A 10,710-nucleotide genomic window follows, 5' to 3' on the forward strand; every position below is an offset into this window, starting at 1 on the left:
TAACACACTAATGATGAGCATCGATTTGCATACACATGGCAAGCTGTCAAAGAAAACAAATTTTTCACTCGACTACTTCCTTTCCATGGCTCGCGAAGCCAAAGAAAACGGTCTGCACGCGGTGGCGTTGACCGAGCATTTTAACACGCTTCACTTTGCCGATATGATGGATCAGCTGGATCATCATTTTGAATACAAAGGTGATTATTATGTCGTGGAGGGCTTGAAGGTTTTCTCTGGCATGGAGATTGATGTAGCGAATAAAGGCCATATTCTAATCATTGGAAACCGCAGCCATATTCGTGATCTGAGGCAGCAGCTTGAACCCCATACCGCAAAAGATAGCTTTATCGCTTTAGAAGAGCTGCTGAACCGCACCGACGGCTATCCCTTGCTTCGAATTGGTGCTCATCCCATGAGAGAAAGCACGCCGCTCACTCACCATGATGCTGACACACTCAGACGCCTCGATGCGCTTGATATAAATGCAAAAGATTTATTCCAATATGGTTTCGGCATGGCTGATCAGGTTCGACAGTTCGCAGATCATCTTGGCTTAAAGGTCATTGCAGGAAGCGACTCACATCAGCCTCTACAGTTCGGCAGCGTTGTTAATCATGTAGATAACGTTTGCGAAACAGCTGAACAACTGCGCAACGAGCTGCTGAGTGGCAATTATCAGCTTGAAATTTCCGCTTGCTTGAATGTTAAAGTTAAAGCTGCTCAAATGATGAAAGAGCTTCTAAAAAAATCGATGGTTGTCGCTTTGTAAGAACACCCGCTTCACTAAAAAAGCAGCTCCTGACACTCAGGAGCTGCTTCATTTTCAATCTATTACATACCAACTGGCAATTGGAACATCTGTGTCAGTTCGTCCAGTGTAATCGCATCCGTAGGAATTTCACCTTCGAACTTCGCATCTTTATTAATCTCGGAGTAAGTAACATCATAATGAAGGCCAAGCTTCATCTTCTGGCCGCTCTCTTTGTCAGAGCCTTCAATGCTTACCTTACCCGATTGGTAAGCAAGATATCCATCTGTGATAGCGCCCGTTACTTTCAGAGTATTCACTTTAACATCATTTTTAAATGTGGTTAGAATCTCTGCTTTGTTCGTCTCAAGATCCGACTTCATCTTCTCGATGTCCGCCTTATCAAGCTGAAGAGTCTTTAATGATGCTTCATTAGCAAGCAATACATTTAGCACCTCAGGCAGCACTTGGTTAACGATGGTTTCTACTGTTTTTGGATAGTTGCTTTCATTAATCTCAAAGGCGATGATTTGATCTGCTTTCATATCAGCAGGCAGGCCAGCTGCCTCAGCCTTAGGCTGGCTGAAATATGTTTTCTCGTCAAAATGCTTAAGCATTACTTCTCCAAGTTCCTTGCCTAACTTTTGTTGTGCAGCAAGATCCAGCTTAGCCGTGCCTTCTTTCTCAGCAAGCTCCTTTAGATCAATTTTAATAAATTTACTTGTAATCTTCTCCGGCAATGGCAGCATCGGAACTTGCGGTATTTTCACATACAGCGCTTCCTCAGTCATAATCATAGGTACCGTTAACTTCATCTCCATGTCGCCTGGCACTACGATTTGCATATTCATATCGGTACGCATCGGTTTTTTCTTATATACAGCATCAACTGTAATGGTTGCATCTTTAATCAAACCTACGATTGCTGCTGTAGCAGCTGCGTTGCCTTCCAAAGTTGCCGTTTGTGGAACTTCCAATTCATCCAAGCCAAATGACATTTTTACTGCATATGAGTCCGCTTCATTAATTTTCGTCATAGCCGCCTGCAAAGCTTCCTTCGGTGGTTTTGCCGAGCTGCAGCCTGCAATAACAACTAAAATAACGGCTAACATAAGAACCGCTATTTTTTGAACATTCTTCATGTAGTATGTTCCTCCCTATCTTTTTGTGAGCACCTCCATTCTATACTAAAATAACTTCATTTAGAAGTTATATCCAAAAAATCCCGTTTCAGCGTACTGAAACGGGACGTTTGGCCTAGCTTTTAACAGCACATTGATCTATCCTTGCGGGTTATGATGATCCACATGATTACGCTGCTTCGTTTTCTTAGATCCAGAAAGCGGCTCTTGCTGCCCGCCTCCGTCATTACGCTTCCGATTATTTTGCGGATTGCTTTCCGGCACCGGAATGCTGTCTGGCTTCGACATTTGAATTCCTCCTATTTAGATCTCATCGGCTTCGAGGGAAGCGTTAATTTTTTTGATGTTCTAAATCTGTTGGATGATCATGATTTATGTCATCCTGATTGCTTCGATCGTTCTTATCCTGCTGCAATTGCTGAGCTTGATGGCTGTTAACCGCCTCAACCTCCAAAGCTTCTACCACATTAGATAAGTTCTTATCAGCCGTTCCTTGTGCCTTTGTCATAAGCAGCCCTCTCCTCTAAGCATGCGTCAAGCGTTGCAGCGCTTGAGCACATTCATGCAGATGTCTAGTGTAATTTTGTATCAGCTCTTGAATGATGTCTCCACGCTCATCGATGGATACCTTGTCTTTCTCCACATCGATAAGCTCAACCTTCACTTCACGGCTATCTACATAAGTAACTTTAAAATCAAACGAATACATTTGATGTCCGGCTGTATCGATCGTTACGCGCAGCGCTTTGGAATCTGACTCATCAGGCAGCACTCTGCTGCGGTCAGCGTCTTTTAGCGTCTCTGGCAAGGTTTGACGCCAAGCATCTGCCAAGTTTTCTTGATTCATTTGCAGTTCATCTGATTTACCCATTAAATGAAGCACCTCCACATCGTATAACATGCGATGTGCGGCATTATTTTATACGAGGGGATAGAATGAAAAAAAAGCCCAAACGCTTAGCGTCTGGGCTTGTCATGTACATTTTAAAAAATATGGAGGAGAGAGTGGGACTCGAACCCACGTGGGCTTGCGCCCTAACAGTTTTCAAGACTGCCCCGTTATGACCGCTTCGGTATCTCTCCATCGTTCATTTGTCACAAGAAATATAATACCACAGGTCAAAATAAAAATGCAAGTGTATTTTGACCATGTGGCAAAAAAAAATTTAAAGCTTTGTTGAATCGATTGAACTAATGCCGCCCATATACGGACGCAGTACTTCTGGGATCGTCACAGAACCGTCCGCTTGCTGGAAGTTCTCGATGATTGCCGCAAAAGTACGACCTACAGCAAGTCCCGAACCATTCAGTGTATGAACGAATTCCGGCTTGCTCTTCGTATCTCTGCGGAAACGAATACCCGCACGGCGAGCTTGGAAATCCTCTACATTTGAGCAGGACGAAATTTCACGATACGTGCCTGCACTTGGCAGCCACACTTCAAGGTCATATGTTTTAGCCGCTGTGAAGCCCATATCTCCCGTACAAAGCGTTAGAACACGGTAAGGAAGTCCAAGTAGCTGCAAAACCTTCTCCGCGTTAGCGGTCATTTTCTCCAGCTCTTCGTATGAATCCTCCGGTTTCGTCAATTTGATCAATTCAACCTTGTTGAACTGATGCTGACGAATCAAACCACGTGTATCACGCCCAGCAGAACCTGCTTCTGAACGGAAGCACGAGCTGTAAGCCACAAAATATTTCGGAAGCTCTTCAATCGGCAAAATCTCTTCGCGGTGCAGGTTTGTAACTGGAACCTCTGCAGTCGGAATGAGGAAATAATCCGAATCCGAAATTTTGAATAAATCCTCTTCAAACTTCGGAAGCTGACCCGTACCGATCAAGCTGTCACGATTAACGATATAAGGAGGCAATACTTCCTCATAACCGTGCTTATCGCTGTGAAGATCCATCATAAAGCTGATAAGCGCACGCTCAAGACGAGCTCCAAGGCCGCGGTAGAACGTGAAACGTGATCCCGTTACCTTCGCTGCACGCTCGAAATCCAATATGCCGAGTGATTGCGCAAGCTCCCAATGTGGCTTGGGCTCAAAATCAAAGGTTGGAACTTCGCCATTTTTGCGCAGCTCTACATTATCTTCCTCCGACTTGCCGACTGGCACGCTATCGCTAGGAATGTTCGGAATCGCTTGAGTCAGCTCAATCACTTGTACATCCAGCTCACGAAGTTCATCGTCAAGCTCTTTAATGCGGTCGCCAACCTCTCTCATCTCAAGGATAAGCGATTCTGCGTCGCCGCCTGTGCGTTTGAGTTTAGCTACATCCTGCGAAACCGTATTGCGTCTGCTCTTCAGCTGCTCCGTCTCTTGAATAAGATCACGGCGCCTAGTGTCGAGCGCAGGAAAATTAGCAATAAGATCAAGGGAAGCTCCGCGATCAAGCAGCGCTTTCTCAACCTTCTCAAATTCATTTCTTAACAATTTTACATCCAGCACGATCCAAAAGCCCCTCTCTGAAGGGAGTAATTTTATTATTGTAAACGTTTATTCCTTGCTTGCAGCTGCTTCCTTCACCATATCAACGAAGTATGCATGCAGCCTATAATCGTCCGTTAGCTCCGGATGATACGATACAGCTAGAAGATGTCCCTGTCTTGCTGTTACAATTTCATCTCGGTATGTAGACAATACGTCTACGCCTGCTCCAACTTTTTTGATCAATGGAGCTCGGATAAATACAGCGCGAACCGGTTCGTCAATGCCTTTGACATCCAAATCCGTCTCAAAGCTTTCTTGTTGACGCCCGAATGCGTTTCTTGCAACGGTCATATCCATAAGGCGCAAATGCGCATCCTCTTGGCCTTCTATTTCATCAGCCAAAACGATAAGACCAGCACAAGTGCCGAACAATGGCTTGCCTTGTGCAGAGAAATCCTTAATAGCTTCCATGAAGCCATAATTGCGCATCAGCTTGCCGATCGTCGTGCTTTCGCCGCCTGGAATAACAAGCCCTTGCAGCTCTTCAAGCTGCTCAACCCGCTTAACGGCGACCGCCTCTGCGCCCGCCGCTTCTAAGCTTCGTATATGCTCTGCCACTGCGCCTTGAAGCGCTAGTACGCCTATCTTCATCGCTCTACTCGCCTTCCTTTACGGGCAAGAGCCGGCAGCACTATTCGCGCTAAGCCGGCACCTGCATATTACAACTATTAGATACCGCGGTCTTGCATACGCTCGGAGGAGTTAAGCTTGGAAATTTCGATTCCCTTCATAGCTGCTCCCAAGTTTTTCGACACTTCAGCAATTAGCTTGTAATCTTGGTAATGTGTCGTTGCTTCAACGATTGCACGAGCGAATTTCTCTGGGTTTTCTGATGTGAAAATACCAGAACCAACGAATACGCCGTCTGCTCCAAGATGCATCATCAAAGCTGCATCGGATGGAGTAGCTACTCCGCCTGCTGCGAAGTTAACGACAGGAAGCTTACCCGTTTCATGTACGTTAAGAAGCAAGTCGTAAGCTACGCCTAGAACCTTAGCTTCATGATAAAGCTCGTCCTTCGACAAACCTTGGATTTTACGAATTTGTCCATTGATCAAGCGAAGGTGACGAACAGCCTCTACGATATTGCCTGTTCCCGGCTCACCTTTCGTACGAAGCATTGCTGCTCCCTCTTGAATACGGCGCAACGCTTCTCCAAGATCTTTTGCTCCGCATACGAATGGAATCGTAAACTCATGCTTGCTGATGTGGAATACTTCATCTGCTGGTGTAAGTACTTCACTCTCATCGATATAGTCAACGCCCATGGATTCGAGCACTTTTGCTTCTACATAATGCCCGATACGAGCTTTTGCCATAACTGGAATCGATACAACTTTCATTACTTCTTCTACAATTGTCGGATCAGCCATACGAGCTACTCCGCCTGCTGCACGAATTTCGGAAGGGACGCGCTCAAGCGCCATTACCGCTGTTGCTCCTGCTGCTTCTGCTACTTTCGCTTGCTCGGCGCTCATAACGTCCATAATGACGCCGCCTTTTTGCATTTCTGCCATGCCGCGTTTTACGCGCGATGTACCTGTTTCCATGCTAAAATCCTCCTATTTTCATCCATTAATTTGTATATTACCGCAGTTGTTCTAACCATTGATTTTACAGGATGCAAGAATAATCGACAAGCCTTGATTTGCTTTATTCCCCTGTTTTCTACTCGGATTAGAACAAATTGACGATTCCATTAAATAAACCTGAGAAAAAATCTCCAATTCCACGGAACATCAAGCGGAACCAGCCTGCTTTCGTTCCATCCTCCGTTGTAACGAGGTTAACCGTTTTTTTGAGCTCTTGTTTCGTTTCGGCATCCGTGTACTTGTAAGTTACTGTACCTACAACCGTGCCTGCTGGAATCGGAGCTACCAGCTCAGCTTCTGACTTCACATCGCTGGATACAACCTCGATTTTAGGCTCTACGCCCTTCTTAACCATAAACGTAATATCTTTTTCCGTTACGATCGGCAAGGTTTTCTTTTTACCCTTTTTAATCTTAACCGTTTTCGCTGTTTCTACCACAGATTTTGGCGCAAGCACCGTCTTTTTCTCAAAAGTGCTGAAACCGTAGTTATACATCTTAGCCGTTTCATTAAAACGAGCAGACTTTGTAGCAGTATCCATAACGACGCTAATAAAACGCTGCTCGCCTCTTTTTACAGTACCCGTGAAATTGTAGCCAGCAGCATTAATGAAGCCTGTTTTCATGCCGTCAACGCCTTCATAAGCTAAGTGCTTAAGGCCCTTTTGATTCACGTTTGTACCAAGCATCCAGTTAATGTTGATGATTGGATCCTTGTCGCGTTCACGGAATTTATATTCCTGCAGCTTAGAATAATCCAAAAATTCAGGGTGCTTGCTCAAAATAATTTGAGCTAGCTTCGCCATGTCCGTCGCAGAAATAACAGTTGTCTCCGATAGACCAGTCGCACTTGTAAAAATAGCTGTTTTAAGACCCAACTCCGCAGCTACCTCATTCATCTTCTTAACAAATCCTTGCTCACTTCCAGCTATTTGCGATGCTAATGCAATCGTTGCATCATTCGCAGAACCAACTGCCATTGCTTTGTACAAATCTCTAACCGTATGTTGATCTCCTTGAGCTAAAAATACAGATGATCCATCCGATGGCGTTGAGGCCGCTTCCGCACTAGTGGTAATAACCTCATCCCAGGACAGGCGTTCATTCGTAATTTCCTCAAGAACGATATATTCCGTCATTAACTTCGTCATACTTGCTGCAGGGAGCGGCTCCTCTGAATTAACTTCATACAAAACTTGTCCTGAATCCGCATCAATTAGAATAGCAGCTTTCACTTGTAAACCTAAATCGTTTTTCGTACTTTCTCTTCCTTGGTATCCATTCGCCATTGCTACCGCAGAACCAAGCGACAGCATTACCATCCAAACCGCCAAACTTGCAGCGATGACCGTCTTTATTCGAACCGGCCTTACCATTTCCTTCAACGTCGTCTCCCCTTTTCCCACTTGGTTTGTCCGTTGTTAATTGTAACATATCGAAGCCTAACAATTAAACCACAAACAGGTTACAGAACAATGAGTAATCCTTCATAAAAAAAACAGACAAGGGCCAGCGACTCAGTCGCCTTTCCTTGTCTGTTATTATCGTATCTAGATAGTATAGCTTAAAGTGAATAGTTTGGTGCTTCTTTCGTAATTTGCACATCATGTGGATGGCTTTCACGAAGACCAGAACCTGTAATACGAACGAATTGTGTATCGTTCTTAAGCTCGTCCAGAGAAGCTGTACCGCAATAGCCCATACCTGAACGCAAGCCGCCGAGCAATTGATGCACAGTGTCAGCAAGCGGCCCTTTGTAAGGAACGCGTCCTTCGATACCTTCCGGAACAAGCTTGTTCTCGTTCTCTTGGAAGTAACGATCCTTGCTTCCTTCCTTCATAGCGCCAAGCGAGCCCATTCCACGGTAGACTTTAAAGCTGCGTCCTTGGAAAATTTCAGTTTCGCCAGGGCTTTCAGCTGTACCTGCGAACAAGCTTCCGATCATAATCGCGCTTGCTCCAGATGCGATTGCTTTCGTAATGTCACCGGAGTACTTAATACCGCCGTCTGCAATAACCGGAATATTGTATTCACGAGCAACTGACGCGCAATCATAAATCGCAGTAATTTGTGGAACACCGATACCAGCGATAACGCGAGTTGTACAGATCGATCCAGGACCAATCCCTACTTTAACTACGGAAGCGCCTGCTTCGATAAGATCACGGGTAGCATCGCCAGTAGCAACGTTACCTGCAATAATAGTAAGGTCTGGGTAAGTAGCACGTAGCTTACGAACTGCATCCAAAATATTAATGTGGTGACCATGTGCCGAGTCTACAACAAGAACATCAATTCCTGATTGAACCAATGCTTCTGCACGATCCATTGTATCCTTCGAAATACCAACCGCTGCTCCGCAAAGTAAGCGACCATGCTTATCTTTAGCCGCATTAGGGAATTGGATTGCTTTCTCAATATCTTTTATCGTAATAAGACCTTTAAGTGTATTGGACTCATCAATCAGCGGCAGCTTCTCAATCTTGTGCTTTTGAAGAAGTCCCTCCGCTTCCTGCAGCGTTGTGCCAACAGGTGCCGTTACAAGGTTGTTACGAGTCATAACTTCATTTATCTTAATTGAATAATCATGTACGAAACGCAAATCACGGTTGGTCAAAATACCTACAAGCTTCTTATCTTGATCAACAATCGGTACGCCTGAGATGCGGTATTTTCCCATCAATTCTTCTGCGTCGTAAACATGGTGATCAGGCGTAAGCGAAAACGGATTTGTAATTACACCGCTCTCCGAACGTTTTACACGGTCAACTTCCTCCGCTTGCTGTGTAATCGACATGTTCTTATGGATAATGCCGATACCACCCTCACGCGCAATTGCAATCGCCAATGCGGCTTCTGTAACGGTGTCCATACCAGCGCTAATGAGCGGAATGTTTAGCTTAATGTCCTCGCTTAATCGAATCGAGATGTCAACTTCCCTAGGCAGCACTTCTGATTTGCGCGGAATAAGCAGGACGTCGTCAAACGTTAGCCCTTCTTTGGCGAATTTCGTTTCCCACACGAGTATGTTCCTCCCTTATTTTAAGTACGTCTCACATATATTATTAGCAATATTAGCAGAGGGGGTATAGGCTGTCAAGGCTGATGAATACCTTTGTTCATCCTGTTTTATACTCGATTTGGATGTCTCAAAACCTGCTATTTCTTTAGAAAAAGTCAGGTAAATACGTAGTTCGTTCGGGAATACGAGATTGTAAGCGTTTAACCAATCCTATATCTCCTTCTATGCGTGCGAATTGGGCTAATTGCTCTAACTGAATATACCCAAATAGCACAATCGTAAAGGAACCAATATCCAGTTTAATTGCCTCATCTATTTTTTCACTATCGTCCTTACGACGAAGTGAAGCTTTCCCAGACGCATCGATATGAAGTAAAAAATGACCATTATTCCATGGAGCTTGAGCGTCGATCAGTTGAATATGAATATCATCGGCATGATCTGCTGCTTTAAAATCATATTGGCTCACAAAAGCTTCCGCATCCACAATTCGAGCCATAAAATAAGGGGTGATTTCCTGTTTTATTCTCGGATTGCTCAGCAAGTAGGGAAGGCGATCGTTAGATGGCATTTTAATCGTCAGCTCTTCGATCATTGAATCATGCTGTGCAAGAAATGACCATATCGCAGCTCTTGCAGGCTCATTTAAATGAACAAACTCATGAACCGTTAACCGGCTGTTTTTAACTTCATAAATGACGTAGCCTTGTGCTGCTCCGCTCTTATCGTAATAAAGTGCAGTTTGTCCTGGTTTTCTTCTGTTAATCCGATACTTCCACCAGAAGTCGTCACGCACCAATGAGCCATTAAATTGAGATGCATAGGCTTGATAGACATCGTTCAGCAAACCATAGTTTCCTGTAATGCGCTCAAACCTACCCTCGTATGCTATTCTCGCTGGAAGCATGTCCGTCTTAATCGTATATGTTTTAAGTTCAGTGTAGGTTTCCCATCCAAATTTACGGTAAAAGCTGAATGAAAAAGGATGAAGAAAAGAAACCGTTTGACCGTTCTCCTTCATCTCTATTAGCGATTGAATGAGTATTTGAGCAACTAGCCCCTGCCTCCTGAACTCTGGCCATGTCGCAACACCTGCAACACCTCCCATATCAAAAACCTTGCCTCCGATATATGTTTGCAGCTTTAGCACTGCAGCTTGCGCAGCCAACTGATTATTGACATACGCTCCGTACCTTACAGTAGGCTCACTCTCATACTGCTCTTTCGTTTGTTCTAGTTCTGCAGCAGAACGTTCATATTGAAATGCAAATTGAGATAAAGCCATACTCTCGTCAAATTGCTCAACACCGGTATGCTTAATAACGATACGTGTTTCCAATTCGAAGCACCTCCAAATTTGATATAACCCTATCATACCGCATAAACGACAAAAAAACCTATCGCATCACATGCGATAGGTCTCTCGTGCTTGGCGACGTCCTACTCTCCCAAGACCCTGCGGTCTAAGTACCATCGGCGCTGAAGGGCTTAACGGTCGTGTTCGGTATGGGAACGCGTGGTTCCCCTCCGCCATCGCCACCAAACGTAGCGTGTTGCACGCTGAAAACTGGATACGAAAGATTAGGCTTGCTGAAGCCTTTATGCTGCTGTCTACTGGATGTATGGGTCACAGTAAACGTGTTTAGGATAAGCCCTCGACCGATTAGTATTCGTCAGCTACACACATTGCTGTGCTTCCACCCCGAACC

11 protein-coding genes, 1 tRNA gene and 1 rRNA gene are annotated in these 10,710 nt (G+C 44.7%); 1 reads left to right on the plus strand and 12 read right to left on the minus strand.

Features of this window, described 5'->3' with window-relative positions; genetic code table 11:
• Nucleotides 1-10 precede the first annotated feature (10 nt).
• Nucleotides 11-772 (plus strand): PHP-associated domain-containing protein, encoded by a 762-nt coding sequence (locus tag AB4Z50_RS29100; RefSeq protein WP_441884858.1) that lies wholly within the window; start codon nucleotides 11-13, stop codon nucleotides 770-772.
• A gap of 62 nt (nucleotides 773-834) precedes the next feature.
• Here the strand turns inward: AB4Z50_RS29100 and AB4Z50_RS29105 are convergent, their stop codons facing one another.
• From AB4Z50_RS29105 to rrf, 12 genes are all read right to left on the minus strand, one after another.
• Entirely contained in the window at nucleotides 835-1,893 is a 1,059-nt protein-coding gene (locus AB4Z50_RS29105; protein ID WP_441884860.1) for a hypothetical protein, read from the minus strand.
• Nucleotides 1,894-2,031: 138 nt separating this feature from the next.
• The gene (locus AB4Z50_RS29110; protein WP_076271763.1) at nucleotides 2,032-2,181 is read right to left on the minus strand and encodes a small acid-soluble spore protein P; all 150 of its coding nucleotides are present in this window, start codon (nucleotides 2,179-2,181) and stop codon (nucleotides 2,032-2,034) included.
• A gap of 43 nt (nucleotides 2,182-2,224) precedes the next feature.
• On the minus strand, nucleotides 2,225-2,401 hold the full coding sequence (locus AB4Z50_RS29115; protein WP_441884862.1) for a hypothetical protein: 177 nt from the start codon (nucleotides 2,399-2,401) through the stop codon (nucleotides 2,225-2,227).
• 15 nt (nucleotides 2,402-2,416) lie between these two features.
• The gene (locus AB4Z50_RS29120) at nucleotides 2,417-2,764 is read right to left on the minus strand and encodes a hypothetical protein (protein ID WP_083682741.1); all 348 of its coding nucleotides are present in this window, start codon (nucleotides 2,762-2,764) and stop codon (nucleotides 2,417-2,419) included.
• A gap of 123 nt (nucleotides 2,765-2,887) precedes the next feature.
• Nucleotides 2,888-2,976, minus strand: a tRNA-Ser gene (locus AB4Z50_RS29125).
• Nucleotides 2,977-3,059: 83 nt separating this feature from the next.
• Nucleotides 3,060-4,346, minus strand: coding sequence for a serine--tRNA ligase (gene serS, locus AB4Z50_RS29130; RefSeq protein WP_441884864.1), 1,287 nt, complete (start codon nucleotides 4,344-4,346; stop codon nucleotides 3,060-3,062).
• 48 nt (nucleotides 4,347-4,394) lie between these two features.
• Nucleotides 4,395-4,979, minus strand: a complete 585-nt coding sequence (gene pdxT, locus AB4Z50_RS29135; RefSeq protein WP_339205921.1) for a pyridoxal 5'-phosphate synthase glutaminase subunit PdxT — start codon at nucleotides 4,977-4,979, stop codon at nucleotides 4,395-4,397.
• Between the two features lie 77 nt (nucleotides 4,980-5,056).
• Nucleotides 5,057-5,938 (minus strand): pyridoxal 5'-phosphate synthase lyase subunit PdxS, encoded by an 882-nt coding sequence (pdxS, locus tag AB4Z50_RS29140; RefSeq protein ID WP_076271759.1) that lies wholly within the window; start codon nucleotides 5,936-5,938, stop codon nucleotides 5,057-5,059.
• Nucleotides 5,939-6,065: 127 nt separating this feature from the next.
• Complete coding sequence (locus AB4Z50_RS29145; protein WP_441884872.1) at nucleotides 6,066-7,355, minus strand: D-alanyl-D-alanine carboxypeptidase family protein; 1,290 nt, start codon at nucleotides 7,353-7,355, stop codon at nucleotides 6,066-6,068.
• A gap of 188 nt (nucleotides 7,356-7,543) precedes the next feature.
• Nucleotides 7,544-9,001 (minus strand): IMP dehydrogenase, encoded by a 1,458-nt coding sequence (gene guaB / locus AB4Z50_RS29150; protein WP_076271758.1) that lies wholly within the window; start codon nucleotides 8,999-9,001, stop codon nucleotides 7,544-7,546.
• A 145-nt stretch (nucleotides 9,002-9,146) separates the two neighbouring features.
• Complete coding sequence (locus AB4Z50_RS29155) at nucleotides 9,147-10,340, minus strand: GNAT family N-acetyltransferase (RefSeq protein WP_441884867.1); 1,194 nt, start codon at nucleotides 10,338-10,340, stop codon at nucleotides 9,147-9,149.
• An 88-nt stretch (nucleotides 10,341-10,428) separates the two neighbouring features.
• Nucleotides 10,429-10,545, minus strand: a 5S ribosomal RNA gene (gene rrf, locus AB4Z50_RS29160).
• Nucleotides 10,546-10,710: the final 165 nt, after the last annotated feature.

Source organism: Paenibacillus sp. 2TAB26 (assembly GCF_052115145.1).
In the GTDB taxonomy this organism is placed as follows: domain Bacteria; phylum Bacillota; class Bacilli; order Paenibacillales; family Paenibacillaceae; genus Pristimantibacillus.

Bases quoted from the DNA above. Each gene is read 5' to 3' on its own strand.
- AB4Z50_RS29100 (WP_441884858.1), top strand. From the start codon at position 11: ATGATGAGCATCGATTTGCATACACATGGCAAGCTGTCAAAGAAAACA.
- AB4Z50_RS29105 (WP_441884860.1), bottom strand. From the start codon at position 1,893: ATGAAGAATGTTCAAAAAATAGCGGTTCTTATGTTAGCCGTTATTTTA.
- AB4Z50_RS29110 (WP_076271763.1), bottom strand. From the start codon at position 2,181: ATGTCGAAGCCAGACAGCATTCCGGTGCCGGAAAGCAATCCGCAAAAT.
- AB4Z50_RS29115 (WP_441884862.1), bottom strand. From the start codon at position 2,401: ATGACAAAGGCACAAGGAACGGCTGATAAGAACTTATCTAATGTGGTA.
- AB4Z50_RS29120 (WP_083682741.1), bottom strand. From the start codon at position 2,764: ATGGGTAAATCAGATGAACTGCAAATGAATCAAGAAAACTTGGCAGAT.
- pdxT (WP_339205921.1), bottom strand. From the start codon at position 4,979: ATGAAGATAGGCGTACTAGCGCTTCAAGGCGCAGTGGCAGAGCATATA.
- pdxS (WP_076271759.1), bottom strand. From the start codon at position 5,938: ATGGAAACAGGTACATCGCGCGTAAAACGCGGCATGGCAGAAATGCAA.
- AB4Z50_RS29145 (WP_441884872.1), bottom strand. From the start codon at position 7,355: ATGGTAAGGCCGGTTCGAATAAAGACGGTCATCGCTGCAAGTTTGGCG.